Annotated in this window: 25 protein-coding genes; 13 read left to right on the forward strand and 12 right to left on the reverse strand. The window is 69.7% G+C overall.

The genetic code is table 11. The features are described from left to right. Nucleotides 1-121 precede the first annotated feature (121 nt). Nucleotides 122-2,827 carry a DNA gyrase subunit A gene (gene gyrA / locus U1T56_RS06600; RefSeq protein WP_418158659.1) on the forward strand — a complete coding sequence of 902 codons (2,706 nt, stop codon included), beginning with the start codon at nucleotides 122-124 and terminating at the stop codon, nucleotides 2,825-2,827. 128 nt (nucleotides 2,828-2,955) lie between these two features. Beyond that, nucleotides 2,956-3,486 carry a pantetheine-phosphate adenylyltransferase gene (gene coaD, locus U1T56_RS06605; protein ID WP_418158660.1) on the forward strand — a complete coding sequence of 177 codons (531 nt, stop codon included), beginning with the start codon at nucleotides 2,956-2,958 and terminating at the stop codon, nucleotides 3,484-3,486. Nucleotides 3,487-3,503: 17 nt separating this feature from the next. Here coaD and U1T56_RS06610 read toward each other — a convergent pair whose 3' ends face one another. Beyond that, nucleotides 3,504-3,707 (reverse strand): hypothetical protein, encoded by a 204-nt coding sequence (locus U1T56_RS06610; protein ID WP_418158661.1) that lies wholly within the window; start codon nucleotides 3,705-3,707, stop codon nucleotides 3,504-3,506. 771 nt (nucleotides 3,708-4,478) lie between these two features. On the opposite strand from U1T56_RS06610, the gene U1T56_RS06615 reads away from it, so the two are divergent. Then, nucleotides 4,479-4,817 (forward strand): hypothetical protein, encoded by a 339-nt coding sequence (locus U1T56_RS06615; protein ID WP_418158662.1) that lies wholly within the window; start codon nucleotides 4,479-4,481, stop codon nucleotides 4,815-4,817. Nucleotides 4,818-4,871: 54 nt separating this feature from the next. On the opposite strand, the gene U1T56_RS06620 is transcribed toward U1T56_RS06615, so the two are convergent. After that, the gene (locus tag U1T56_RS06620; protein WP_418158663.1) at nucleotides 4,872-6,587 is read right to left on the reverse strand and encodes a thiamine pyrophosphate-requiring protein; all 1,716 of its coding nucleotides are present in this window, start codon (nucleotides 6,585-6,587) and stop codon (nucleotides 4,872-4,874) included. A gap of 172 nt (nucleotides 6,588-6,759) precedes the next feature. Here U1T56_RS06620 and U1T56_RS06625 point away from each other — a divergent pair, with 172 nt between their 5' ends. Next, on the forward strand, nucleotides 6,760-7,551 hold the full coding sequence (locus U1T56_RS06625; protein ID WP_418158664.1) for a cyclase family protein: 792 nt from the start codon (nucleotides 6,760-6,762) through the stop codon (nucleotides 7,549-7,551). A gap of 13 nt (nucleotides 7,552-7,564) precedes the next feature. Here U1T56_RS06625 and U1T56_RS06630 read toward each other — a convergent pair whose 3' ends face one another. Together U1T56_RS06630 and U1T56_RS06635 are read right to left on the reverse strand one after the other, a co-directional pair. Beyond that, nucleotides 7,565-8,341, reverse strand: a complete 777-nt coding sequence (locus U1T56_RS06630; RefSeq protein ID WP_418158665.1) for a DODA-type extradiol aromatic ring-opening family dioxygenase — start codon at nucleotides 8,339-8,341, stop codon at nucleotides 7,565-7,567. Between the two features lie 22 nt (nucleotides 8,342-8,363). Then, the gene (locus U1T56_RS06635; RefSeq protein WP_418158666.1) at nucleotides 8,364-8,804 is read right to left on the reverse strand and encodes a DoxX family protein; all 441 of its coding nucleotides are present in this window, start codon (nucleotides 8,802-8,804) and stop codon (nucleotides 8,364-8,366) included. 118 nt (nucleotides 8,805-8,922) lie between these two features. Between U1T56_RS06635 and U1T56_RS06640 the strand changes: the two genes are divergently transcribed. From U1T56_RS06640 to U1T56_RS06680, 9 genes are all read left to right on the forward strand, one after another. Continuing rightward, the gene (locus U1T56_RS06640) at nucleotides 8,923-9,834 is read left to right on the forward strand and encodes a LysR family transcriptional regulator (RefSeq protein ID WP_418158667.1); all 912 of its coding nucleotides are present in this window, start codon (nucleotides 8,923-8,925) and stop codon (nucleotides 9,832-9,834) included. A 202-nt stretch (nucleotides 9,835-10,036) separates the two neighbouring features. Next, nucleotides 10,037-10,642 (forward strand): cytochrome b/b6 domain-containing protein, encoded by a 606-nt coding sequence (locus U1T56_RS06645; protein WP_418158668.1) that lies wholly within the window; start codon nucleotides 10,037-10,039, stop codon nucleotides 10,640-10,642. 847 nt (nucleotides 10,643-11,489) lie between these two features. Continuing rightward, entirely contained in the window at nucleotides 11,490-11,657 is a 168-nt protein-coding gene (locus U1T56_RS06650; RefSeq protein WP_418158669.1) for a hypothetical protein, read from the forward strand. A gap of 59 nt (nucleotides 11,658-11,716) precedes the next feature. After that, nucleotides 11,717-12,565: a carbohydrate kinase family protein gene (locus tag U1T56_RS06655; RefSeq protein WP_418158670.1), complete on the forward strand. Its 849-nt coding sequence runs from the start codon at nucleotides 11,717-11,719 to the stop codon at nucleotides 12,563-12,565. A 147-nt stretch (nucleotides 12,566-12,712) separates the two neighbouring features. Further along, nucleotides 12,713-13,252, forward strand: a complete 540-nt coding sequence (locus U1T56_RS06660; protein ID WP_418158671.1) for an Hsp20/alpha crystallin family protein — start codon at nucleotides 12,713-12,715, stop codon at nucleotides 13,250-13,252. Nucleotides 13,253-13,315: 63 nt separating this feature from the next. Continuing rightward, nucleotides 13,316-13,738, forward strand: coding sequence for an archease (locus U1T56_RS06665; protein WP_418158672.1), 423 nt, complete (start codon nucleotides 13,316-13,318; stop codon nucleotides 13,736-13,738). A gap of 38 nt (nucleotides 13,739-13,776) precedes the next feature. Next, nucleotides 13,777-15,207, forward strand: a complete 1,431-nt coding sequence (locus U1T56_RS06670; protein ID WP_418158673.1) for an RtcB family protein — start codon at nucleotides 13,777-13,779, stop codon at nucleotides 15,205-15,207. Between the two features lie 77 nt (nucleotides 15,208-15,284). After that, nucleotides 15,285-15,482 (forward strand): hypothetical protein, encoded by a 198-nt coding sequence (locus tag U1T56_RS06675; protein WP_418158674.1) that lies wholly within the window; start codon nucleotides 15,285-15,287, stop codon nucleotides 15,480-15,482. Nucleotides 15,483-15,582: 100 nt separating this feature from the next. After that, on the forward strand, nucleotides 15,583-15,807 hold the full coding sequence (locus tag U1T56_RS06680) for a DUF3775 domain-containing protein (protein WP_418158675.1): 225 nt from the start codon (nucleotides 15,583-15,585) through the stop codon (nucleotides 15,805-15,807). 129 nt (nucleotides 15,808-15,936) lie between these two features. On the opposite strand, the gene U1T56_RS06685 is transcribed toward U1T56_RS06680, so the two are convergent. The 8 genes from U1T56_RS06685 to U1T56_RS06720 all read right to left on the reverse strand — a co-directional run bounded on the left by U1T56_RS06685 (nucleotide 15,937) and on the right by U1T56_RS06720 (nucleotide 25,763). Continuing rightward, entirely contained in the window at nucleotides 15,937-18,654 is a 2,718-nt protein-coding gene (locus U1T56_RS06685; RefSeq protein WP_418158676.1) for a cation-translocating P-type ATPase, read from the reverse strand. A 244-nt stretch (nucleotides 18,655-18,898) separates the two neighbouring features. Beyond that, complete coding sequence (locus U1T56_RS06690; RefSeq protein WP_418158677.1) at nucleotides 18,899-20,425, reverse strand: pilus assembly protein TadG-related protein; 1,527 nt, start codon at nucleotides 20,423-20,425, stop codon at nucleotides 18,899-18,901. Continuing rightward, entirely contained in the window at nucleotides 20,422-21,018 is a 597-nt protein-coding gene (locus U1T56_RS06695) for a TadE/TadG family type IV pilus assembly protein (RefSeq protein ID WP_418158678.1), read from the reverse strand. Before U1T56_RS06695 ends, U1T56_RS06690 begins: the two co-directional genes overlap by 4 nt. Beyond that, nucleotides 21,018-21,650, reverse strand: a complete 633-nt coding sequence (locus U1T56_RS06700; protein ID WP_418158679.1) for a TadE/TadG family type IV pilus assembly protein — start codon at nucleotides 21,648-21,650, stop codon at nucleotides 21,018-21,020. Before U1T56_RS06700 ends, U1T56_RS06695 begins: the two co-directional genes overlap by 1 nt. Before the next feature lies 1 nt (nucleotide 21,651). Continuing rightward, complete coding sequence (locus U1T56_RS06705) at nucleotides 21,652-22,479, reverse strand: tetratricopeptide repeat protein (protein ID WP_418158680.1); 828 nt, start codon at nucleotides 22,477-22,479, stop codon at nucleotides 21,652-21,654. A gap of 17 nt (nucleotides 22,480-22,496) precedes the next feature. Then, nucleotides 22,497-23,435, reverse strand: coding sequence for a type II secretion system F family protein (locus tag U1T56_RS06710; RefSeq protein WP_418158681.1), 939 nt, complete (start codon nucleotides 23,433-23,435; stop codon nucleotides 22,497-22,499). Next, the gene (locus U1T56_RS06715; protein WP_418158682.1) at nucleotides 23,432-24,403 is read right to left on the reverse strand and encodes a type II secretion system F family protein; all 972 of its coding nucleotides are present in this window, start codon (nucleotides 24,401-24,403) and stop codon (nucleotides 23,432-23,434) included. The genes U1T56_RS06710 and U1T56_RS06715 overlap by 4 nt, the downstream gene beginning before the upstream one ends. A 10-nt stretch (nucleotides 24,404-24,413) precedes the next feature. After that, nucleotides 24,414-25,763, reverse strand: coding sequence for a CpaF family protein (locus U1T56_RS06720; protein ID WP_418158683.1), 1,350 nt, complete (start codon nucleotides 25,761-25,763; stop codon nucleotides 24,414-24,416). Nucleotides 25,764-25,766 lie beyond the last annotated feature (3 nt).

Here is a 25,766-nt window from a genome sequence, read left to right on the forward strand (position 1 = left end):
GGCCGATCACCCGCCCTGAACGGCCGAAAACTTGTAAAATCGGCGTCGATCTGCTAGTCAGACGGCGCATCGAATCACCGGCACCCCCGCCTTAAGCCCTTCTTTCGACGAGATTTTCATCGTGGCTACCACCACACCGCCGCGCGCGTTCGAAATCGTTCCGATCGAAGAGGAGATGAAGCGCAGCTATCTCGATTACGCCATGAGCGTGATCGTGAGTCGCGCGCTTCCCGACGTCCGCGACGGCCTCAAGCCCGTGCAGCGTCGCATCCTCTACGCCATGCGCGAATCGGGCTACGATTTCGGCAAGCCGCACCGCAAATCGGCGCGCATCGTCGGCGACGTCATGGGCAAGTACCACCCGCACGGCGACGCCGCGATCTACGACGCCATGGTGCGCATGGCGCAGGACTTCACCATGCGCCTGCCCCTGATCGACGGGCAGGGCAATTTCGGCTCGATGGACGGCGACCCGCCGGCGGCCATGCGCTACACGGAAGCGCGGCTCGCCAAGGCCGCCGACGCGCTATTGGCCGACATCGACAAGGACACGGTCGACTTCCGCCCGAACTACGACGAATCGGCGCAAGAGCCTGCGGTCCTGCCGGCACAGTTCCCGAATCTCCTCGTCAACGGGGCGGGCGGCATCGCCGTCGGCATGGCGACCAACATCCCGCCGCATAATCTCGGCGAGATCATCGATGCCACCGTGGCGCTGATCGACCAGCCCGACCTCGAGCTCGCCGATCTCGCCCAGATCGTGCAGGGGCCGGACTTCCCGACCGGGGCCGTCATCCTCGGCCGCAACGGCATCCTTCAGGCCTACAAGGAAGGCCGCGGCAGCATCGTCGTCCGCGCCAGGACCGAGATGGAGGAGGTGCGCGGCCGCACCGCCATCGTCGTCACCGAGGTGCCCTACCTCGTCAACAAGGCGCGCATGGTCGAGCGCATCGCCGAGGTGGTGCGCGAGAAGAAGGTCGAGGGCATCGCCGACCTGCGCGACGAGAGCGACCGGCAGGGTGTGCGCGTCGTCATCGAGGTCAAGCGCGAGGCCGATCCCGACATCGTCTTGAACCAGCTCTTCAAGTTCACGCCGCTCCAGACCAGCTTCGGCATCAACATGGTCTCCTTGCGCGGCGGCAGGCCCGAGCAGCTCGGCCTCAAGGAGATGCTCGAAGCCTTCATCGCGTTCCGCGAGGAGGTGATCCTGCGCCGCACGGCCTTCGACCTTGCGAAGGCCAGGGAACGCGCGCACATCGTCGTCGGCCTCGTCGTCGCCGTCGCCAACATCGACGAGGTGATCCGCACCATCCGCGCCGCTCCCGACCCCGTGGCAGCGAAGGATGCGCTCCTCGCTAGCACCTGGCCGGTTCAGGACATCCTGCCGCTCGTGCGCCTCGTCCAGGTCGAGGAGGGCGAAGGCGAGCGGCAGGTGGACGAGGGCGGCTATCGCCTCTCCGAGGCGCAGGCCAAGGCCATCCTCGATCTCCGCCTGCAGCGCCTGACCGCGCTCGAGCGCGACAAGCTCACCGACGAGCTGCAGGAGATCGCGAAGACCATTGCCGAGCTCCTGCACATCCTCCGCTCGCGCCAGCGCCTGCTCGAGGTGATGAAGGAGGAGCTCCGTCGCATCAAGGAGCAGTTCGATACTCCGCGCCGCACCGCGATCGACCTCGAATCCGAGCCCGACCTCGACCTTGAGGAGCTGATCCAGCGCGAGGACATGGTCGTCACCGTCACTCACAAGGGCTGGATCAAGCGGGTTCCTCTCGCCTCGTTCCGCGCCCAGCGGCGTGGCGGCAAGGGTCGCACCGGCATGCGCACCGAGAACGACGATTTCGTCGCCCGCATGTTCGTCGCCAGCACCCATACGCCGGTGCTGTTCTTCTCGAGCCTCGGCCGGGTCTACAAGCTCAAGGTCTACAAGCTGCCCCTGGGCACGCCCCAGGCGCGCGGCCGGGCGATGATCAACATGTTTCCGGCCCTGTCCGAGGGCGAGAGCATCAACGCCGTCCTGCCGTTGCCCGAGGACGAGCGGCTCTGGGAGACGATGAGCGTCTTTTTCGCCACCGCCAACGGCCGGGTGCGCCGCAACGAGCTCGCCGACTTCGTCCGCGTGCCGAGCAACGGCAAGATCGCCATGGGCCTCGAGGAGGGTGACCGGCTGATCGGGGCCGAAGTCTGCGACGACCGGCACGACATCATCCTCGCCGCCGCCGGCGGTCGTGCCATCCGCTTCCCGGTGGCTTCGGTGCGCGTGTTCAAGTCGCGCAGCTCCGAGGGCGTCATCGGCATGGCGCTCGAGCCCGGCGACCAGGTGATCTCGATGTCGGTCGTCGACCACGTCGAGGTCTCGACTGAGGAGCGCGACGAGTATCTGCGGGTAAGCGGCTATCGCCGGCGTCAGCGCGAGGGCAACGGCGAGGCGGCGACAGAGAGCGGCAACGGCGGCGAGCTCGTGCTGCTCACCCCCGAGCGCTATGCCGAGCTGGAGGCCAGAGAGCAGCTCCTCCTCACCGTCACGGTCAACGGCTACGGCAAGCGCACCTCGGCCTACGAGTACCGCGTGACCAACCGTGGCGCCCAGGGAATCATCAACATCGAGACCTCGGCCCGCAACGGTCGGGTCGCCGCCACCTTCCCGGTAGCCGATAGCGATCAGGTGATGCTCGTCACCGACAAGGGCCAGACCATCCGCATTCCGGTTCACGATATTCGCATCGCCGGCCGCAACACCCTGGGTGTCAAGCTGTTTCATACCGAGGCGGACGAGCACATCGTCTCGGCGGCTCGCCTGAGCGAGGGCGAGGACGCAGGCGAAGGCTGAGGCGCTGCCGCCTTCCATATTGCATCGCAGCATGGTAGGTGGGCGCCCACCGGCGTCGCGGGCGCTGCAGTCCATGAGGCTGCAGGCGCCCATGGGGCAGGAGCCGACACACAGACAGGAACGCTGCGATGAGCCGGACACGCATCGGGATCTATCCCGGCACGTTCGACCCGATCCACAACGGGCATCTCGACGTCATCCGCCGTGCCTCGCACCTCGTCGACCGGCTGATCGTGGCGGTGGCGATCAACGCCGGCAAGGATCCGCTGTTCACGCTCGAGGAACGCACCCGGATGGTCAAGGCCGACATCGACGCGCTCCTCGCGGCGAACGCCCTCAACGGTGCGCGTATCGACGTCATGCCGTTCCAGAGTCTGCTGATGAGTTTCGCCCAGGAGAACGGGGCCGAGATCGTCATCAGGGGTCTGCGGGCCGTCTCGGACTTCGAGTACGAATTCCAGATGGCTGCCAACAACAAGCGAATCTATCCCCGGATCGAGACGATTTTCCTGATGGCTTCCGAGACCAGCCAGTTCATCTCCTCGCGCTTCGTCAAGGAGATCCACGCGCTCGGCGGTGACGTCTCGAGCTTCGTCTCGGCCGCCGTGCTCCGCACGCTCAACGAGAAGCGTGGCCGCGCCACGCCCGACGCGGCCTGATCGCTCTGCCGGAAGGCTCATGCTGCGCTGCGTGGCGGCGCCACCTTCGTCACGGACTCGGCCGCTTCCCGGGAGCCCTGCATCGCCCCGGCAGGCCGCAGCGGCCGCTCGGCCCGCGCGTCCGTCCACCCGTCCTTCTTGCCGAGGAAATCCAGAAGGCTGCCCAAGGCAACCAGCCAGCCGACGGCTGCCCCGAGCCGCGCCCGTAGCCTGTCGAGCATCGTTCCGCCCCGGTTCGTCCACACCGGGGCCATGACATCACGAGCCGAGGCTGCCGTGCTTCCGGCCCGAGCCGCATGCATACGACGAGGTGTTGGACCCAATGCCCCATAATGTGCGTACAGCAGATTCGGCCTCTTCGAGGGGCCTCACGACTGCGGCTCGCGGATGGCTCGGGCGGGGCCGACCGGCTGCCGCGGCTGCAGATCTTGCGTGCGACAAAAGGCGGGCCGCTTCGCCCTCGGAGGTGGATTTGCCACCCTCGGTAGAACGGCTAAGCATGAGTCGAACGATGACCATGCGGGGAAACGATGACGAACGGCAGGACGGCAGTCGGAATGGAGTCGCCGGTGGGTGACACCACGAGGACTTTCCCGCCGGGACCGGGCAGCCTCTTCGGCTTCGCCATGGCGTGCCTGATGCTGCTGCTCTATTGCGCCTTGAAGGAGATGGGAGAGCGTGTGCGTCGGCTCGAGCCACTCGGCTCTTCGAGGCACCCGTGCCTCCACGACTTTCTACCAGGGGATGGCTGAGCGCCGATCCGGGCCGACGTCACGGTGTCGGCGGTCTCTCCGTCCACTCGGCAGATGCGATGCGCAGTCGAGGGGCCGTGGGGTATGCATAGACCTTCGTGCACGCCTAGGACGGTCGAGCCGTCCGTTGACTGCGCCTTATAGTTTTGAGATCGTGCTCGATACTCAGCAATGTGGGACGATCCGAGCGGATCTCCGTCGATCCCCGACGGGTCCGACCACCACACGAAAGCCTGCGTGATGGCCAACGCCACCTTGCCGCCGATGATGGCCTCGCCCCCTATGCTCGAGACCGATCCGCACGTCCGATGGCTGCGCGAGATCGAGGATCTCGAGGCGGCGGCGGCGGCGCTGCCCGACAGCGTCGAGCCGGGGAGTGCGGTCGAGGCTCTCTATGTGCGGGCGCAGACGATCGAGGACGATCTCCTCGCGACCCCGGCCCGCACCGTCGAAGGTGCCTTGGCCCAGCTCGAGCGGCTCGCCGCGGTGCTGCCGGACGGCGGCGACATGAGCCCGACCAGGGCAGCCGGTCTTCGCAATGCGCTCGTGACGCTGCGGGCGCTCGCGAGGACGGTGTAGCCGGCACAGCCGGAGCGACCGTACCGCCCGGACACTCGGCATCGCAGCGACGTCTCAGGCCGGGGCCACGCGAACGTCGAGCAGCACTTGCCGGCGCTCGCGGCGCACCACGTCGAGGGCTCGCGCCAGAGCGCCCGGCAGCTCGTCTGGCAGTTCCACCCGCTCGGCATGGCCGCGGCTGGCGCGGGCGATCAGGCTGTAGTCGGGGGCCGGCTCGAGCGAGGTCAACGGCATGGCGTTGGCGCGGGCGGCATGGCCATCGGGGTAGACCATGCGCGTGGTCTTGTGCACGGCGTTCCACATGCCGTTGTTGAGGATCACTGTCAGGACCGGCAGCCGCAGCGCCTCGGCGACCTGGTGGCAGGCGACCGGGTTCGCGAACAGGTAGCTGCCGTCGCCCACCGTGGCGACCACCACACGCTCGGGGCGGGCGAGCTGGGCGCCGAGCGCTGCCGGCAGGCCCCAGCCCAGTCCGCCCGCGAGCGGGAAGCCGAAATAGCTGCCGGGTGTCCGGAAGGCCATGACCGAGGGATCGCAGCCGAGCTCGGAGAACAGGATGGCATCCTCCGGCAGCGTCTCGGCGAGCCGGCGGGCGACGAAGCCCGGCAGCATGGGCGGCCCTGCGCCGCGATCCGCGGCCGCGAGGCGTGCCGCTCTGGCCGCCGCGTGCCGTGCCGCGAGCCGTTCGTAGCGCTCGGCCACGATGCGCGAGCTCGCGGGCAGCCGCTCCTCGAGCAGCGCCCCGAGCAGGCGCAGGCTTTGCGCGACGTCGCCCGAGAGCGCGAGATCGCAGGGAAAACCCCTGACCGGTGTGCTCGCGAACAGAGGGTCCGGCCCGAGCTGGATCACGCGGCAGTCGGTCGGCAGCTTGTGGCGCAGCGGAATCCAGGGGACGAGCGCATCCACCACCAGGACGAGGTCGGCCTCGGCGAGCGGCCCCGCGGGATCGAAGCCGGCGTGCATGGGATGGTCGACGGGCAGCGAGATGCGCGGCGGCCAGAACTCCACGACCGGCAGCGCGAAGCGCTCCGCGATCCCGGCGAGCGCCGAGAAGCCGTCCGGAAAGCCGCCGGCGCGCTGGGTGAGTACGAGCGGGTGCCGGGCCGCGGCGACGAGATCGGCCGCTTCGGCGAGCGCTGCGGGTGCGGGCACGGCGGGTGCCGTCGCGTGCTGCCGCGGGATCTCGGGCAGGACCAGCCCGTCCACGGGCTCGCACAAGACCTCGCGCGGCAGCGCCAGATGGACCGGGCCCATCGGCGGGCTGGTCGCGATCGCGAGCGCCCGATCGACGATCTCGGGCACCTGCTCGGGGTAACGCAGCTCGTAGTCCCATTTGACCAGCTCGCGCAGCATGCCGCCCTGGTCGCGCATCTCCTGGCCCCAATGGATCGGCAGGTCGCGCGAGCCGGTGCGGCCGGCCTCGCCGATGGGCGTGCGGCCGGAAAGGAGGAGGAGCGGCACGTTGTCCCGCGCCGCGTTGATGACACCCATGAGCGTGTTGGCGAGGCCGACATTGACATGGACCATCACCGCCTGCGGCCGGCCGGTCGCGAGCCAGTAGCCGTGCGCCATGGCGATCGCCGCCTGCTCGTGCGGGATGGCGAGCGGTGTGGGCAAGCGCAGGCCGGAGGACGGTGCCCGGGCGAAGCCCTCGATCAGAGGCGCGAAATCCGTGCCGGCATTGGCGAGCAGGTGATCGACCCCACGCGCGGCCAAGGTCGCGAGCAGGGCCTCGGCCACGGTCGCGGCGGGCAGACGGATCTCGGTCATGGACGGCTCCTCCCCGGACGTGCTTTCCGTCCGCATCCTGGCGGCATCTTCTGCCGCCTGCCAGCGCCAACGCTCCGCTCCTCCTTGACGCTGCCGCGAGCCCGCCCTCTATTTCCGCCCGTGCCGGGAAGGCACGGCCGCAGCCGATGCGGCGACAAAGGGGGAGGCCAACATGTCGAGCGAGCTTCTCGCCAGCTTCGCGGCGGCCATCGCCACGGGTGCTGTTCGCGTCGTCGACCTGACCCAGCCCTTGCGGGCGTCGACGCCCGTGATCCAGCTTCCGCCGCCATTCGCACCCACGCAGCCGTTCCGCCTCGAGACGATCTCGCGCTACGACGAGCGCGGGCCCGCCTGGTACTGGAACAACTTCAGTTGCGGCGAGCACACCGGGACCCACTTCGACGCCCCGGCGCACTGGATTACCGGGCGGGAGCTGGCCGAGGCCCATACCGACACGATCCCGGCCCAGCGCTTCGTGGCCCCGGCCTGCGTGATCGACTGCTCGAAGGAGGCTGCCGCGGACGAAGACTTCCTGCTCGAGCCCGCGCACATCCTGGCCTGGGAGGCCGCACACGGGCGCATCCCGAAAGGCTCCTGGGTATTGATGCGGACCGACTGGTCGAAGCGCGAGGACCCGTCCGCCTTCCTGAACGCGAAGGCGGACGGACCGCATGTTCCGGGGCCGAGCGTCGCCGCGATGCGCCTTCTGGTCGAGGAGCGCGACGTCATCGGCTGGGGAGTCGAGGCGGTGGGGACCGATGCCGGCAGGGCCTTCGGCTTCGAGCCGCCGTTCCCGGCGCACAATCTCCTGCACGGGGCGGGCAAGTTCGGACTCGCCTCTTTATGCAACCTCGACCTCCTGCCGCCCAGAGGTGCCGTGCTGATCACGGCTCCGCTCAAGATCGAGGGCGGCTCCGGCAGCCCGCTGCGGGTTCTGGCCCTGGTCGCGGCCGACGCCGCGTGAGCGCCGGCCGGGCTCAGGCGAAGGCATAGACGTCCATCGCCAGGACACCGTAGGTGTGGCTGGCATGGACCCGCCGCCCGGGCCCGTCCCCAGCGCCCAGGGCCGCGAACAGCGGCAGGAGATGCTCCTCGGTCGGGTGCGCGCGGACTCCGTAGGGCGCCCGCTCGCGGTAGGCGAGGAGATCCTGGGTGCGGCCCTCCTCGACCGCCGCGGCCGCCCATTCGCCGAACGCCACCACGTAGGGCTCGGGCGGGGAGGCGAGAATGTGGCCGCGGAAGTCGTGCAGGTTGTGGGTGAGGCTGCCCGAGCCGATGACGAGCACACCTTCCTCGCACAAGGGTCGCAAGGCCTCGCCCAGCGCCAGGTGATGCGCCGGGCCGAGCCGGGGCTGGATCGAGACCTGCAGCGTCGGGATGCCGGCTTCGGGGTAGAGCAGCGAGAGCGGCACCCAGGCACCATGGTCGAGGCCGCGTTCGGAATCGAGCCCGGCCGCGAGGCCGGCCTCGTCCAGAAGGCCCGCGATGCGCCGTGCCAGAACCGAGTCGCCCGGCGCGGGGTAGCGGTGTTCATAGAGCGCTCGGGGGAAACCGTAGAAGTCGTGGATGGTCTCGGGCCGGGCGGCCGCCGTCACCAGCGGCCGCTCGGTCTCCCAGTGGGCGGAGACGACGACGATGGCCGAAGGCTCGCCGAGCGCCTTACCGTAGCCGGCGAGGAACTCCCTGGCCGGGCTGGGCTCGATCAGGAGTGTAGGCGCGCCGTGCGAGAGGAAGAGGGCGGGGAAGCGAGGCATGGCCCGAGATCTCCAGGCATGGTCAGCGCGTGGCGCCGACGGGGCGATCCGTGGACGATGCGCCGAAGACGGCGGCCGGGTCGAGAGCGAAGGCGCCGGCGCCCAGGAGGGCCTGGACCAGGAGTGTTGCCGTCCAGAACGCCGGGAACTCCCAGCCGCCGCCCTGGCTGCTGAACACCCAGCCATTGCCGAGGTGCTGGAGCGTGGCGCCGATCATGATCGGCAGGAGCGCCAGGGCGATGATGCGGGTCCAAAGGCCCGAGATCAGCGCCAAGCCGCCGCCGACCTCGCCCAGGATGACGAGATAGGCGAAGAAGCCGGGATAGCCGATGCTCTGGAAGTACTGCACCGTTCCCGGCACGGTGAACACGAAGACCTTCATCAGGCCGTGCGCCAGGAACAGCGTGCCGAGGGCGAGCCGGAGCAGGAGCGCTGCATAGGCGGCGTTGCGGGAATCGTTCATGTCGTCCTCGCGGTCGGGATGGGATCGTTGCTGCCGAAGATGGATTGAAAACTTAAAAGCGTTAATCCGTCGTATCAGCGATAGACATGCGCATCGTGGTCGATAATCGTCCGACGCCATGGACCGCCTGACCTCGCTCACCGCCTTCGTGCGCACGGTCGAACTCGGCAGCCAAGCCGCCGCGGCCGCCGAGCTCGGTCTCTCCCGCACCATGCTGGGCCGGCACATCCAGGCCCTCGAGCAGCATCTGGGTGTGCGGCTGATCAACCGGACGACGCGGAAGCAGAGCCTGACCGAAGCCGGACTGGCGTTCTTCGAGCGCTGTTCGGCAGCACTGCACGAGCTGGAGGCGGCCGAGCGGAGCGTTTCCTCGCTCCAGGCCGAGCCGCGCGGCCTCCTGCGCCTCAATGCGCCCATGTCCTTCGGCGCGCGCCACCTGGCACCGGCGATCGCCGCCTTCACCGAGCTGCATCCCAAGGTCCGGGTCGAGCTCGTGCTCAACGACCGGGTGGTCGATCTCGTCGAGGAAGGCTACGATCTCGCGATCCGCATCGGCCGGCTCGCGGATTCGAGCCTGATCGCGCGGCGCCTCGCCCACTGCCGGGTCGTGCTGTGTGCTGCACCGCGCTATCTCGAGCGCTGCGGCGCGCCGGAACGGCCGGCCGATCTCGCCCGGCACAACTGCCTGCTCTACAGCTACGCGGCCGACCGCGACCAGTGGAGCTTCCGTCTCGGCCCGGTCGAGGAGACGGTCCGGATCTCGGGCAACTTCGTCGCCAACAACGGCGACGCGGTGGTGGCGGCGGCTGTGGCCGGGCAGGGTGTGGTGCTGCAGCCGACCTTCATCGTCGGCGAGGCGCTGCGCACGGGCGCTCTGGTCCGCCTGCTGCCGGGCTGGGAGGCGTCGGAGCTCGCCATCCACGCCGTCTACCCGCACCCGCGGAGTCTGACCCCCAAGGTGCGCAGCTTCGTCGACTTCCTGGTCGAGCGCTACGGCGGCAACCCGCCCTGGGATGCCGGGATCGGCTGAGGGCGGCTTCCGGCATCGCGATACCGCTCACGCACGTTGCGCCACGGGCGGAAACGGTCCTGGCGGCGCCCATCCGCCCGTGGGCTTGATCGACATCAATGCGGCTTCCGGCAGGAGAGCGTAAAAGGGAGGCTGACAGGGTCAGAGAGAAAAGGCCATGCATGCCGCATCATCGTCCCTTCCGGTATCGGAGGGGGAGCCTGTGGTCCAGGTCTGGGATCCGCTGGTGCGGATCTGCCACTGGACGCTCGTGCTGGCCTTCTTCACCGCCTACTTCAGCGGCGACGAGATGCTGGCGCTCCACGTCTGGGCGGGCTACGCGGTCGGCGGTGTGATCCTCCTGCGGCTCGTCTGGGGTTTCGTCGGCCCGAAGCATGCCCGCTTCAGCGACTTCGTCGCCGGTCCACTCGCGGTCTGGCGCTACCTCGTCGACCTCGTCCGCTTCCGTGCCAGGCGCTATCTCGGCCACAGCCCGGCCGGCGGGGCGATGACCCTGGCCCTGCTGTTGGGGCTCGCTCTCGTCGTCGGCACCGGGCTCCAGCTCTATGCGATCGAGAAGCACGCCGGCCCGCTCGCGGGGCTCGCCACCGCGGTTGCACCGGCTCGGACCGCCGCCGTCGCAGAGGACGAGAGCGAGGAGGAACGCGGCCCGGCGGGCGAGGGCATGTGGGAAGAGCTGCACGAGGTGCTGGCCAATCTGACCCTGGCCCTGGTCGTTCTGCATATCGGTGGGGTGGTGCTCGCGAGCCTCGTCCACCACGAGAACCTCGCCCGCGCCATGATCACCGGCCGCAAGCGCATCGCATAGCAGTCCTTGCCGGCCCCCCTTTCGGAGACGGAGGGCGAGGGCACGATCGGGGCGGTCGATCCGGCCAGGGGAGGCGGGTGTCGGGCATTACGGCATCACGTTCCGCCCAAGCGAGGGAAGAGCGCACGGTCCGGGTCTGGGATCTGCCGACCCGCATCTTCCATTGGCTCCTGGTCCTCCTGGTGACGATCGACTTCCTCACCGCTTTCTCGCCCCGGAATGGTGGATGGGCGTGCACAGCTTCGCCGGGTACGGCATCGTGGTGCTCGTCTACTTGGCCAGTGTCATCGTGATGCGGCCACCGGCCGTTTCGACGACCAGGCGATGGCCATCCCCAAGGAGTGACGACGACCATGCATCTGCTCGCCGTTTCCGCTATGGCGCTGCTCCTGCTGGTACATGCGGCCCCACGCCGAGCCGGCCGGGCGAGCGCTCACCCCGGAGCTCAGGGATACCCTGCGCACCGAGCTGCGGGACCGTGCATTCTTCGAGAAGGTTCCGGACCTTCCGGCCGTCGTTGAGCACCCGGAAAGCAGTCGGAATATCGCGATTCGAAGAATTGCCAATGCCCGCTTGCAAGACGATGCATGATGTGACGATGATAACAGTTCTATCTCTCGAGATAGGAAGAGGAGGATTCATGATGAGGTTGGCTGCAGCAACGGTTGCTTGTCTGCTTGCCCTCGGCACGAGTGCTGCCAACGCGGTCTGCTCCACGACGCAGGTCGAGGGCTTCTGGTATCTGACCGGATCCGTAGCCGGTGGCTACTGCCGAGTCAGATTCTCCCGCGAGGGAGTCGTCCCGAGGACGCAGTGCGTCAACGAGCATGGCGGGCCGGGGGGAGTCGTGTCCGCGCGCATCACGCTCGATGGGGCCTGCAGGCTCTCCGGATCGCTCACCTTCGACGGCGTCAGGTTCTCGGTGGTCGGACGGACCGACAGCGACGTCCACCTGTTCAACGGAGTCGCCATCTCTCCGGCCGGCAACTTCGGCATCTCCGGCAGCCACCTGTGACGTGATCGTGCCCGTGGCCTGCATCGCCGGCCGCGGCGAGCCCGGATGAGGTGTCGTCGATGGCGAAGCGGTTCGTCTGTCTCGGCAGCCTGAACGTCGATCTGATCTTTCCGGTGGTCCGCCTGCCCGAGGAGCATGAGAAGCTGCGCTGCGCGGAGGCGCATATCGGCTGCGGCGGCTCGGCGGCCAATACCGCCTTCTGGCTGGCCCGGCTCGGCAACGAGGTCGCGCTGATCGCCTGCGCCGGCAGCGATCGCCTCGGCGACTGGTGCCTCGAGGAGCTGGCCCGGGCGGGTGTCGACGTGCGGCACGTCCAGCGCACGGGCCGGCTCGGCACCGGCGTCGCCGCCGTGCTCGCGCACGGGACCAGCAAGCGGATGGTCGTCGCCGGCGGCGCCAACGCGGCCCTTGATCCGGCGCAGGTGCCGCCGGACCTGTTCGGCCCGGATGCGCATCTGCACGATGCGACACCGCTCGACGCCGTCGCTCTGCCGCTCCTGCACGCCGCGCGATCCAGAGGCGCCACGACCTCGTGCGACATCGACGAGATCCCCGAGCCGGCGCTGGCGGCGCTTCTCGATGTCTGCTTCATCCGTCGGGCCGTTCTCGAGTGCCGCTTCCCCGGTCTCGCGGCAGGCGAAGCGCGCGCCGCCATCGCCGGCGACCATCCGCTGACCTTGGTGATCACGGAAGGCGCCCGCGGCGCCACTTTGGCCGATGCCGCCGGCATCTGTTTCGTCCCTGCCGAGCCGACCGACGTGGTGGACCTCACCGGCGGCGGTGATGCGTTCGTCGCGGGCTTTCTCGACCGCTGGGCACGTCGCGGCTCGCCGGCCGCGTGCCTGGAAGCGGGCCTGCGGCAGGCCCGTGCCGTGATCACCCGGCCCGGTGCTCGGGATCGATCCTGATCAAGGCGCGATCGCCTGTCGGGTCGCTCACGGTGCTCGAAGGGGAGATCGAGATGCAATTGATCTAAATCAAGACGAACGCCGGGCCGATATGCCAATAACGAACGGCTGGAGAAATCCAGCGGCCAAAAGAGGAGATAGATCATCATGGCCGATGTCGAAGCCAAGACCCCTGCGCAGCCCGAGGCCGAGCGCAAGGCGCCGTCGGTGCCGCCGGCACGGCACCCGCTTCTGGCGCTGCGCGACGAGATGGACCGGCTGTTCGACGAGTTCTTCGCCGGCTCCATGCTCAGCCCGTTCCGGCGCCGGTTCGAGGCCGAGCCCTGGCGGCGCTTCCAGCGCATGTTCGAGGCCAGCTTTCCGGCGGTCGACGTCGCCGAGACCGAGCAGGGCTACAAGATCACGGCCGAGCTGCCCGGGATGGAGGAGAAGGACGTCGAGCTCTCGCTGTCCGGCGACGTCTTGACGATCAAGGGCGAGAAGAAGCAGGAACGGGAGGAGAAGAAGGAGAACTACTTCCTCTCCGAGCGGCGCTACGGCTCGTTCGAGCGCTCGTTCCCGGTGCCCGAAGACGCGGACCCCGAGAAGATCGAGGCGACCTTCAAGAGCGGGGTGCTGACTCTCACCCTGCCCAAGAAGCCGGAGGCACAGGCCAGGCGCCGCACGATCGAAATCAAGCCCGGCTGAGAACGGAATCGACGGCGAACCCGGCCCATGCCCTGGGCCGGGCGTGCCCTGTCGGGAGGATGCATGGCCCGTCGCGGCTTCGAGCACTTCGCGCACGATGCCGATATCGGTGTGCGCGGCTATGGGCCTAGCAAGGAAGCGGCCTTCGAGGAGGCCGCACGCGCGCTGACCGCGGTCGTCACCGAGCCCGAGCAGGTGCGGCCGGAACGCGCGGTGACGATCGCGTGCAGGGCTCCCGACGACGCCATGCTCCTTTGCGACTGGCTCAATGCGCTCGTGCTGGCGATGGCGGAGGAGGGGCTCCTGTTCGGGCGGTTCGAGGTGCATATCGAAGGAGATACCCTCACCGCCACGGCCTGGGGCGAGCCTTTGGACCGGAGCCGCCACGCGCCGGCCGTCGAGGTCAAGGGCGCCACGCTGACGGCGCTCCGTGTCGGCCGGGAGCCCGATGGCACCTGGGTGGCGCAGTGCGTGGTCGACGTCTGAGCCCGAAGGCCGCGGCGGAGACGTGAAGGAGGCCCGTCATGAATCCCGCCCGCTTCACCCGTGTCGATGCCACGACCTGGCGCCTCGAGCCTCACGGCGCCATGCAGGTGCCGGCGGTGATCTATGCCGACGAGGGCCTGCTCCGGGCGATGGACGACAAGGTCGGCGAGCAGCTCGCCAACGTCGCGAGCCTGCCCGGCATCGTCGATGCGGCCTATGCGCTTCCCGACGCACACTGGGGCTATGGCTTTCCGATCGGCGGCGTGGCCGCCTTCGACGCCACCGCAGCCGGGGTGATCTCGGCGGGCGGGGTGGGCTTCGACATCTCCTGCGGCGTGCGGACCATGCTGACCGATCTCGGCTCCGAGGAGATCGAGCCCTTGAAGGAAAGCCTGGCCGACGCCCTGCTCGCGACCGTGCCGGCGGGCCTGGGCGGCAAGGGCGGGATCCGCCTGGACGAGACCGAGCTCGACGCCATGCTCCTGGGCGGGGCCGTGTGGGCGGTGGCGCGCGGCTGGGGAGAGCCCGAGGATCTGATCCGGATCGAGGAGGGAGGCCGGATGGCAGGAGCCGAACCCGCTGCCGTCTCCGCCGCGGCCAAGCGCCGGCAGCGCGCGGAGATGGGAACGCTCGGTTCGGGCAACCACTATCTCGAGGTGCAGGCGGTAGCCGAGATCCTCGACCCCGCCACGGCCGAGGGCTTCGGCCTCGAGCGCGGTCGGATCGTGGTCACGATCCATTGCGGTAGCCGAGGCCTCGGCCATCAGATCGGCACCGACTATCTGCGCGAGATGGCGCTCGCCGCCGAGCCTGCCGGCATCGCCCTTCCGGATCGTGAGCTCGCCTGCGCCAGAATCGCCTCCGAGCTCGGGCAGCGCTATCTCGGTGCCATGCGCGCCGGGATCAACTGTGCGCTCGCCAACCGCGAGATCATCGGCCAGCTCGCCCGGCAGGTGTTCACGCGACTGTTCGGGAGTGGGGGCAGGCTGCGGCTCCTGTTCGACGTCTCGCACAACACCTGCAAGCTGGAGCGGCACCGCTGCGCGGACGGGGTCGAGCGGGAGCTCCATGTCCACCGCAAAGGCGCGACGCGCGCCCTCGGCCCCGGCGATCCGTCCCTGCCCGAGGCCTTGCGACCGTGGGGCCAGCCCGTCCTGATCGGCGGCAGCATGGGCACGGGCTCGTGGGTGCTCGCGGGCTGCGAGCGGGGGCGCGCCTTCGCTTCGGCCGTGCACGGCGCCGGGCGGAGCCTCAGCCGGCATCAGGCGCTGCGGCAGTGGAACGGCCGGCAGATCGTGGACGAGCTCGCTTCCCACGGCATTCTCGTCCGCAGCCACAGCCTGCGCGGCGTCGCCGAGGAGGCGCCCGGCGCCTACAAGGACGTGGATGCCGTCGTCGCCGCCGCCGAGGCCGCGGGCCTCGCCCGCCGGGTTGCCCGGCTGCGGCCCGTGATCTGCATCAAAGGGTGATCGTCTCGGGAAAGGGCGATCGTCTCGGGCCGCGCTCCTGCGCAGCCGGTCATACTGGAATGAAGGGAGAGCAGACCGTGCAGCAGCCGCTGATCGTCCACTTCCGCCAGATGGACCCGTCGCCCGCGGCGGAGGTGCGGACCCGCATCGATCTCGCCGTGCCCGGCAAGGAGATCGTGGTCGATCCCGTACCGGGCCCCGGGATCACGTGCACGAGGACGTCCCTCCAAGCCTCGACGGTGCACCTCATCGGCAAGCATTGCCTCGTCGGGTGAGACGGCAGGAGGAAAGGAGGCGGGCTGCCGACAGCGCAGCTCCGCTTGTGGGAGAGCGGCGAAACCGCAGCTGGGGATCGGCCTCGACAAGGTGCGCTGCGTGATCGTCAAGGCACGCGCGTTCGACGTGCAGGAGGACATGGTCGAGGAGGATTACGGCGGGAACCCGATCGATGAGGGCTTCCGCGAGGTTCTCGCCGCCTATGGCGACGACCCGACCTTCCAGGAGCTTCATATCTTCATCGACGGTCTCGACGAGGACGAGCAGTGTGCGCCCGTGGCGCTCGCCTGGGTCGGGCGCGGCGACTACCCGGCCGACGAGTAGCCACGGGCGGTGGCGGCCGCCCGCAGCCGACGGACGGGGGGCGACTTCGGCCTATCTTTTGGGCATCCCGGTGCTGACCGACCATCTCGAGGCCGGGCTCGATGCCTTCGGCCTGTCTTGCGTCGACATTCAGCCGGGCGAGCTCGCCGCCACCTGACGATGCCCTCGATCGGCTTCGGTCGTCCGGCGCCGACGCCGCCATGCCTTGCGCAGCTCGTCGGCCACGAGCATGGCGAGGGCTATGGGCAGGCTCGGCAGCCAGGCCGCGGGCGGAAGTGGCGCCGTGCCGAAGAGGACGTTGCCCCAGGGCGTGTAGACGATGAGGGCGATGAGCCCGATCTCGGCCGCGAGGCCGAAGAGCAGCCAGGGATTGCGAGCGGGCGGCGGCGTGAAGGCACTGCGCTCTTCGCTGCGGCAGACGAAGAGATTCACGACCTGCGTCACGACGATGGCACACAAGGTGGCCGTGGTGGCCTCGAGGTAGAGCGGGTCGTGCGGACCCAGCGCCTCGCCCCAGCGCCAGCCGCCCGTGCGGAGCACGACGAAGTAGGCGAGCATGGCCGCCGCCGCCTCGAACAGGCCGAGGAAGGCGTAAGCGCGCAGAAGGAGCCCGCGGCTCAGGAGCCGCTGGCTTCTCGGCCGTGGCGGGCGGCGCATGACGTCCGGATCGGGCCGCTCGGCGCCGAGAGCCAGGGCCGGCAGGATGTCGGTGCCGAGATCCACCGCGAGGATCTGGACGATGGTGAGCGGCAGCGGGATGCCGAAGAGCACGAAGGCGAGATAGGGGACGAGCTCCGGGATGTTCGAGGTCAGGATGTAGGTCATGAACTTGCGGACGTTCGCGAACACCGCCCGGCCTTCCTCGATCCCGGCCACGATGTCGGCGAAGTTGTCCTCGACGAGCACGACGTCGGCCGCCTCGCGCGCCACGTCGCTGCCGCTCCTGCCCATGGCGATGCCGATATCCGCTGCGCGCAGCGCCGGCGCGTCGTTGACCCCGTCGCCCGTCATCGCCACCACCTCGCCCATGGTGCGGAGTGCCCGGACGAGGCGCAGCTTCTGCTCGGCGGCGAGCCGGGCGAACACGATCTCTTGCGCGCTCAGGACGAGGCGGAGCTGCGCTTCCGACATGCGATGGAGCCGCTCGCCGGTGACGAGCACCGACCGCTCGTCCGTGACGAGGCCGATCTCGCGGGCGACGGCGAGCGCCGTGCGCGGATGGTCGCCGGTGGTCATGATCACCCGCACCCCCGCGGCGCGGGCGGCGGCGACGGCCTCGGCCACGCCGAGGCGCGGCGGGTCGTGCAGGCCGACGAGGCCGAGCAGCACGAGCTCCGTTTCGTCGGCGGTGTCGCAGTCGTGCTTGCCGAGCGGGCGTGCCGCCATCGCCAGCACCCTGAGCCCGCGCTCGGCGAGCCCGCTCGCGGCCTCCTCCACGGCGCGGCGCGCCGTTTCGTCCAGCGGCGCATCGCCTGTCGTGGTCGCGATCCGCGTGGCGGCGGCCAGCACCACCTCGGGCGCACCCTTGAGATAGAGCCAGGGCCCGTCGGGCTCGGCCCGCAGTACGCTCATCCGCCGCCGCTGCGCATCGAACGGCACCTCGCCGAGGAGCGCCGGCTCCGGCATGTCGGGCACGAGCCGCTGCGCCGCCTCGACCAGCGCCACCTCCATGGGATCGCCCAGCCAGCCGCCGCCCGCCTTGGGCTTCAGGCTCTGGCACCACCGCGCCACCGCGAGCAGGCGGCGGTCCGTCGGCAGCTCCGGCCGCAGGAGCTGCTCGGGTGGTCCGGCCGTGCGGTTCCGGGCGAGCCAGACCGCTTGCAGCGTCATGCGGTTCTCGGTGAGCGTGCCGGTCTTGTCGGTGCAGACGACCGTGGCCGCACCCAGCGTCTCGACCGCGGGCAGATGGCGGATCAGCACGCGCCGCTGCGCCATCCGCTGGGCACCCATGGCAAGGGCCAGGCTCACCGTCGGCAGCAGCCCTTCGGGCACGTTGGCAACGATGATGCCGATGCCGAAGATCGCGGCCCCGAACAGGTCGAGCCCGACCGATAGGCCGATCAGGAAGAACGACGCGCCGAGCCCGGTCGCGATCACGGCGATCACCCGGCTCACCCGCGCGATCTCCTCGAGGAAGGGCGAGCGCCCGCCACCACCGGTCTGCGCCAGATGGGCGAGGCGCCCGAACTCGGTGCGTGGGCCGGTCGCGAACACCACCGCCTCGCCCTCGCCCGAGACCACCTCGGTGCCGGCGAGCAGCACGTTCGGGCTGTGCAGCACATCCTCCTCGGCCACGGGTGCGGCGCTCTTGCCCTGTGGCAGCGATTCGCCGGTCACCGTGGCCGCGTTGACCCGAAGACCGAAGCTCTGCAGCAGGCGGCAGTCGGCCGGCACCGCGTCGCCCTCGGCGAGGAGCAGTACGTCGCCCGGCACCACCTCCGCGACCGGGATCTCGAGCACCTGTCCGCCGCGGCGCACGCGCGTGCACTGCGGCAGGAGATGCTCGAGGGCGGCGAGCATCCGCTCGGCGCGGTAATCCTGCCAGAACGCGAACAGGCCGTTGACGAGGACGACGGCGACGATCGCGAGTGCCAGGGTGAGCATGCCCTCTCCGGGATCGGCGATCTCGGCGGCCGCGGCCATACCGGCCGCGAGCCAGAGCAGAAGGGCGAAGAAATGGGTGAAGCTGCCGACGAAGCGTCGCCACAAGGGCACCCCCGTCACCCGCTCGACCTCGTTGCGACCGACCCGCGCCAGACGGCTGCGGGCTTCGGCGGGGTCGAGGCCTTGCGGCCGGCTGCCGAGCTGGTCCAGCACCTCCTCCGCGCTCGCACTGGTGACGTTCATGGACCGAGAGCATCCCCCCTTGCCGGTGCTGGCGACGGCGCCGCAGGTGCGCTCCTCCGGATGCCCGACGAGGCGACCGGCAGAGGCCGGGCCGACATCACGGCACGGGCTTCCGCCCGATGTCGACGAGCCGGAGCCGCCGCATCGCTCCAGCCTCCCGCGAGTGGCGTCCGCAATCTGCGCCGACGATGCCGGCGCGTCCTTGACCTGGCTCAATCCCGGCCCGGGCCGCCGGGCAGCTCCGTCACCGGACGATGCGCAGGTTGGTGAGCTGCGAGCCGATGCTGCGGAAGACCGTGGTCAAGGTGGCGTTGTCGGGGGAGTGGAAATAGTGCGCCGCATCCGTGGCGCAACCCTGCATCAACGCCTTGACCACCGCCGACGGAGCCGCCCCGAACGTGATGGTGTAGATGATGACGCCCTTGCTCTTGATGCCGGTGCAGACCGCTTGGGTACGCTTGTCGATCTCCGCCTTCGCGGCGTTCTGCGCCGTCGTGGCATTCGTGGCCGTGATACCGAGATTCTTGTAGGTTTCGTAAGCGGTGTAGGGCGATACGAGGCTGCCGTTGTAGCTGGTCACCAGCATCTGGTTTTCGCCGTCGGTGAGGACGACCATGACCTTGTCCATCCCGGGCGTATCGTAATCGAGCGGCAGGTTGCTCGGCGCGCCGGCCCACAGGCCTCGCCAGCGTGGCGACAGCACCCGCCAGCCCCAGGCCATGCCTTCGCTGGTGATGGTGCCGCCGCGGCTCTCGGGCAGCAGCGCGTTGATGGCGGCGATCGCTTTCGATTTCTCGACGCTGAGCGGCAGGATCGGCGGTGGGCAGCCGGTGTTCGGGCCGTAGCTCGGCTCGCTCGCCCTCAGGCCGACGACATAGCCGTTGCCGTAGCTGTCGTAGGCAGTTGCCCGGTAAGTCTGTGGCGTCCGCCCCGGGCCCCAGTCGTTGGGCCAAGGAGAGGAGGGAAGGTCCGGATAGAGGTAGCTGCGGAACGGCTCGACGCTCGGCGGATCGTCGTTCTGGTCGCGGGGTGCGGCCCGCGCCAGGACGCACCCACCCCAGGCCTCCGGCTTGAAGGCGTTGGCCGGCGGCAGAGCCCGATCACCGCTCGCGAGAAAGCCGATGTTCGCCGTGCCGACGTTGACGGAGGCGATGTAGGGCACGACGGCGACCCAGAAGTTCGGGACGGTCTCGCGATCGCCATAGAGAATGTTCAGGAGCTCTTTGGCAGCCGTCTTGAGCCCGCCCATCTTGTTGCCGGGGTCGCTGATCATCGAGAAGGTGGTATCGAGGACCAGCACCAGCTCGACGCCCTTGGTGCGCCGCTCGACCGTGGCGCTCGCCCCGAGATGGTAGGCGTCGAAGCCGACCAGCTTCGCGAAGCTCGCGACCGGCGAAGGCAGCTTCGTCCGCACCTCAAGCGTGAGGAGTTCGGAGATCGTGGTGGACGACGCCACGCTGTAGGTGAAGCTCTCGACGGTGGCGCCGAGATAGCCGTTCGGGAAGTTCGCGTCGAAGATCTGGCGCATGTCGGTCGCGAGCGTGGCGCCGTAGAAGTCGCGCCCCGCCGAGAGAGCCGCGGCATCGGCCGCCTGCTGCAGCTTGGTCTGGACCAGGTGTGCGCGGGCGATGTCGATCGCAAGGAGGCTCGTGAGCAGAAGCGAGAACGATGCGATCGCCACCATGAGCGTGGTGGCGCCGCGCCGGCAGGTCTTCAGCGCGCCGAAGATGCGGATCGGCCGGCAGGAGGCGCCGAGAAGGGCAGGCATCATGACGGTGGGTCCAGCGTTTCCAACGCGCCGAGGCGCGGCCGGAACACCGCGCGGCGGTAGATCGTGAGGCTTGAGGGCGAGAGCACGCCGAGGCTCTGCAGGATGATCGAATCGAAGCTGTAGAACACCTCGGCCACGATCAAAGCACCTCCGGTCGGCAGCGGCGGCAGGTCGCCGAGGCGGCTCGACAAGGTCAGCCCGTAAGGGCCGGTCCGCTGCCAGTTCTGCTTGAAGCCGCTCGCGAGCGGCGTGATCGAGGTGACGATCACCTCGCCCCGTGTGGCGAGGTCGCTCGGCGCTGCCACCTTGTTGGCGATCAGGAAGAAGGTGCCGAGCTCGTCGTTGCGCGTCGCCGTCGTGAAGTCCGTCCGGTCGATCAGCCGGTCGTTGCGCGCGATCAGGTCGGCCGTGGTCGCCGCCACCCGGTCCATGCGCGCGGTCGTGCGGATGTAACGCACCGTGTCGATCAGGACGACCATGGCGACGAGCAGGAAGGGGACGAGCAGCGCCGCCTCGATCGCGACGGCGCCGTCCCGGGCGGACGACACCCGGCGGAGCCGGGCGAGGAACATGGGCAGCCGCTGCGGTCGCATCAGGAGGGCTCGTTCCGGATCACGAGGGTCGCAGTGTGGTGGTAGATCGCGCCGCCCAGGGCCGCCTGCAGGAGCGGGTTGATCACACGCTGCGGCATGTCGGCCGTGTAGACGACGAGATCGCCCGGACCACCCAGCCCGGCGACGCCGAGATCGGCGTCCCATTGCCGGTTGCCGTTGAGGTCGGTGAAGATCTCGCCGGGATCGTAGCGGCCATTGGCCGGGGCGTTGTCGACATAGGGCTCGGATACGCCGATGTTGCGGGGATCGCCGTAAACCTTGGGGGTGAGGATCAAGGGGGAGCCGTCCTGCAGCGGCACGCCGCTCGTCGTCCAAAGGCAGACGCCGCCTGTCGCCCCGGGCAGGATCGACGGACAGACATAGCGCGTGATGGTCTGGCGGATGAGCGCCTCGCGGGTGAGGCCGCCGCTCGTGCTGCCGGTGATACCCACCCGTGCCGCGGCGCGCACGCCCGCCTCGAGCAGGATTCCGCCCGTCAGGAGGAAGCCCGTCTCGATGAGCAGGAGGATCACGATCAGCACGAGCGGAGCCGTGATCGCGAACTCGATCGAGGAGACCGCCGACCGGTCGGCCAGGAGCCGCCGGGGCGGTGCTGGCGCCGCCGCTGTCATTTCACGACGGCCTGTCCGATGCCGACGCTGCGGCGGGGCCGGCCGGTGCCGGGCCGCCGGCCGTGCGCACGAGGCGGTAGAAGGCGAGATTGTCCTCGATGGCGCTGCGGGCGAGGTCGCGACCGAGCAGGCTCCGCGCCCCTTCCTCGTCGCCCACGAGCCCGAGGGCGAGAGCGAGGTTGTGCCGGGCTTGGGGCATCACGGTGGGGCCGTAGACCAGCGAGGAAAGGCGCGTGATCGCGGCCCTGGGCTCGCCGGACAGCACCAGGGAGAGGGCGAGATTGTTGAGCGCCCCGCGGTTCGTCGGATCCTGCGAGAGGATGGTGGTGTAGAGGGCCTGCGCCTCGCGATGACGCCCGCTCAGGTCGTAGGCCACGGCGAGGCCGTTCAGCGCCTGCAGATTCTGCGGCCCTGCGCGCCGCGCCTGCTCGAAGCGCGTGATCGCGACCGGAAGATCGCCGCGGGCGAGCGCCGTCCGGGCGAGGCCGAGGAGCGAGGCGGTGGTACCGCCTTCGAGCACGCCGAGCTCGCGGTAGGCCTGCTCGGCCTCGGGGTAGGCGCCGGCGGCGTAATAGGCGTCGGCGAGCGCTCGCCGGCTCTCGAGCGAGTTCGGGTTCGCCGCGACCGCCTGCTGCAGCAGGCTCAGGGCACTGTTGGCGTCGCCGCCAGAAAGTGCCGCCTCGGCCAGCCGGAGCTGCCCCTCCACGCCGAGCGGCGAGAGGCTGGCGGGCTTCGGGCCCTCGCCGGGCGAGGGACCGGCGCAGGCGGCGAGGACCAGGGCCAGGAGGCCGATTCCGGCCCGTCGCGACCGATCGAGCTGCTTGGTCATGGGGCGTTGGCCTTGGTTCATTCGAACAACAGGGCGCTGATCCGGATGATCGCGGGCCCTACCGTGACGATGAAGATCGAGGGCATGATGAGGAGCATGAGCGGCAGCGAGAGCAGCGCCGGCAGGCGGGCGGCGCGCTCCTCGAGCAGGAGGAGCTTCGCCTGGCGCATCTCGAGGGCGAGCGTCTTCAGGGCCTGTGTGAGCGGCGTGCCGTAGCGGATCGTCTGGATCAGGGTCGCGGTCAGGCTCCTGACCTCCGGCAGGCCGGTGCGCTGCGCCAGGTTCTCGAGCGCTTGGCGGCGGTTGGGCAATGCCCGCATCTCGGAGCCGAGCACGGCGAGCTCGTCCGCGAGCACGGGTGCCATGTGGGCGATCTCCTTGCCGACCCTGGCTACCGCCACGTCCAGGCTGTGTCCGGCATTGGCGGCGATGATCATGAGATCGAGCGCGTCGGCGAGCGTGGCTCGGATCGCGTTCTGCCGGCGACGCCGCATCAGCTTCAGCCCCAGCTCCGGCAAGAGGCCGGCCACGAAGGCGAGGACGCCGGCGAGGGCGAGCTGCAGGACGGGCTCACCCGCCGCGTCGCGGAGCATCAGTCCGAGCCCCAGGAAGGCGCCTGCGGCCATGGCGAGAGCCTTCACCGCGACGTAGCGGCCGAGGCTCGAGGGATCGCGAAAGCCGGCGGCGAGCAGAAGCTCGCGCATCTTGGTCTGATCGCGGCTGCCCAGGAGCGAGGGGCGGGCGAGCCTGTCCGCGAGCGCGTCGAGAAGCCCGCCCTCTCCGTCGGGAAGGCCGTCGGTCGCAGGCGTGCGGGTGCCGTGATCGCTCTCCTTGCCGCACGCCCGGATCAGCCGGGCACGGATCCGATCGCGGCGCGTCACGGCCCGGTCGAGCACGAGAAGGGCCAGCCCGATCGCGGCCAGAATGCCGAGGAGCATGAGGAGCCCGGGCGTCATGGCCGTGCCCGCGTCATGTGGCGGACGACGATCGTGCCGAGCACGAGGCAGCCCGCGCCGATCCCGAGCAGCGTGCGGCCGAGCGACGTCCTGAAGAGCTGGAGCACGTAGTCGGGGTCGACCAGGTACATGCCGAGCCCGCTCAGGATCGGCAGCACGCTCACGATCAGGGCCGACATGCGGCCCTCGGCCGTGAGGGCGCGCATCTTGAGGCGGAGCTCCTTGCGCCGGCGCAGGATGGTGCTGAGCCCGTCCAGGGTCTCGGCGAGCTGGCCGCCGCTCTCGCGCTGGAGGACCAGCGTGACCACGAGGAAGTCGAAGTCGGGCAGGTGGATTCGTCGGGCCGCCTGGCGCAGCGCGTCCTTGAGGTCGATCCCGAGGTCGAGCGCGTCCGCGATCTTCTGGAACTCGCCGCCCACGGGCTCGCCGACGTCGCGGCCCGCGACCCGGATGGCTTCGGTCACGGGTAGGCCCGAGCGGACGGCACGGGTGAGAAGGTCGATCGCATCCGCGAAGTTGTCGAGGAAGCGGATCTGCCAGCGGCGCTGGAGCTGGTTCCAGGCGACGACGAGGAAGATGCCCGTCCCGAGCAGGGTGAGCGCCAGGGTCGGGAGCGGCGTGAACCAATCGAGCGCCCGCAGGCCCGTGAGGAGGGCGAGCGCCGAGGCGGTGCCGACGATCGCGAGGCTGCGCAGGATCGGCGCACCGCCGATCCTGGCACCCTTTTCGCTCAGCGCGGTCCACAAGCGGCGCAGGCCGTCGACGTCCGCCCGCGCGAACAGATCGCCCGCGGCCGTTGTCGGAGCCGTGCCGCCGGCGGGCTGCTGCTTGCGCCGCACACCGGCCAGGCGGTGCCTGACCCGGACCGACGGGCGCGCCTCGACCCACGCCGGCAGCCAGATCGCGAGTGCCAACCCGAGCACGAGGCCCATCGCGGCGAAATCGAGGAGGGAGAAGGCGCCCTGCACGGCCGTCACCTCACGCCATGCACGCCATGAGCTCGTCCTCGAGCCCGTAATAGCGGGCCTTCTCGGCGAAGCGTGGCCTGATCCGGTTGCAGACGTAGCGGCCGCGCACCTCGTCCGAAGACTCGTTGTCGTCGTAGACGAAGTGGAACAGGTCCTGCGTGGCGATGACGTCGCCCTCGAGGCCGGTGATCTCGGTGATCGCGAGTACCCGGCGCTTGCCGTCGCGCATGCGCGCGACCTGGACGATGAGGTGGATGGCGCTCACGATCTGGCTGCGGATGGCGCGCAGCGGCAGGTTGGGGCTGGCCGCCACGACCATGTTCTCGAGCCGGACCAGCGCGTCGCGCGGGCTGTTGGCGTGAATCGTGGTCATCGAGCCGTCGTGGCCGGTGTTCATGGCCTGGAGCACGTCGAACGCCTCGGCACCCCGGGTCTCGCCCAAGATGATCCGGTCGGGCCGCATCCGCAGCGCGTTCCGGACGAGCTCGCGCTGGTTGATCTCGCCGATGCCCTCGATGCTGGGCGGGCGGGTCTCGAGCCGGACCACGTGCGGCTGCTGGAGCTGGAGCTCGGCCGCATCCTCGATGGTGATGATCCGCTCGCGCCGGTCGATCATCTGCGAGAGCGCGTTCAGGAGCGTGGTCTTGCCCGAGCCCGTGCCGCCCGAGATGACGATGTTGAGGCGGCAGCGGCCGGCGATCGCGAGCAGCCGGCCCATGCCGAGCGAAAGGCTGCCGTTCTGGACCATGGCCGCGAGATCGATACGGGTGCGGGCGAACTTGCGGATCGAAATGCAGGCGCCGTCGAGGGCCAGAGGCGGCAGGACGATGTTGACGCGGCTGCCGTCGGCGAGGCGGGCGTCCACCATCGGGCTGGTCTCGTCCACCCGCCGCCCGACCGAGGACGCGATCCGCTGCGCGATGTTGACGACGTGATCCTCGTCCTGGAACGTGACGTTGGTGAGCTCGAGCAGGCCGTGCCGCTCGACGTACACCTGATTCGGACCGTTGATCAGGATATCCGTGACCGTCTCGTCGGCGAGGAGCGGCTCGATGGGGCCGAGCCCGAACATGTCGTCGAGGAGAAGGCCGACGACGCGCTCCTGTTCCTCCGCGGTCATCCGCAGGCGTTCGGCGCCGGCGATCTCCGCCACCACGGCGCCGAGATAGCGGGCGAGGCGCTCCCGCCCGGTGAGCACCGCGGCCGAGACGTTGATCCGGGCGATCAGCCGCTCGCGGATGCGCCGGAAATGGGCGCGGAAGATCTCCTCCTGATCGGGCGGAGGCTGGGTGGCGCGCCCGGCAGCGCCGGGGCTCTCGACGCGCTCGACCTGCGGCAGCGTCACCTTGCGGCCGAACATCGC

Source organism: Benzoatithermus flavus, assembly GCF_037908215.1.
Classification (GTDB): Bacteria; Pseudomonadota; Alphaproteobacteria; order Geminicoccales; family Geminicoccaceae; genus Benzoatithermus; species Benzoatithermus flavus.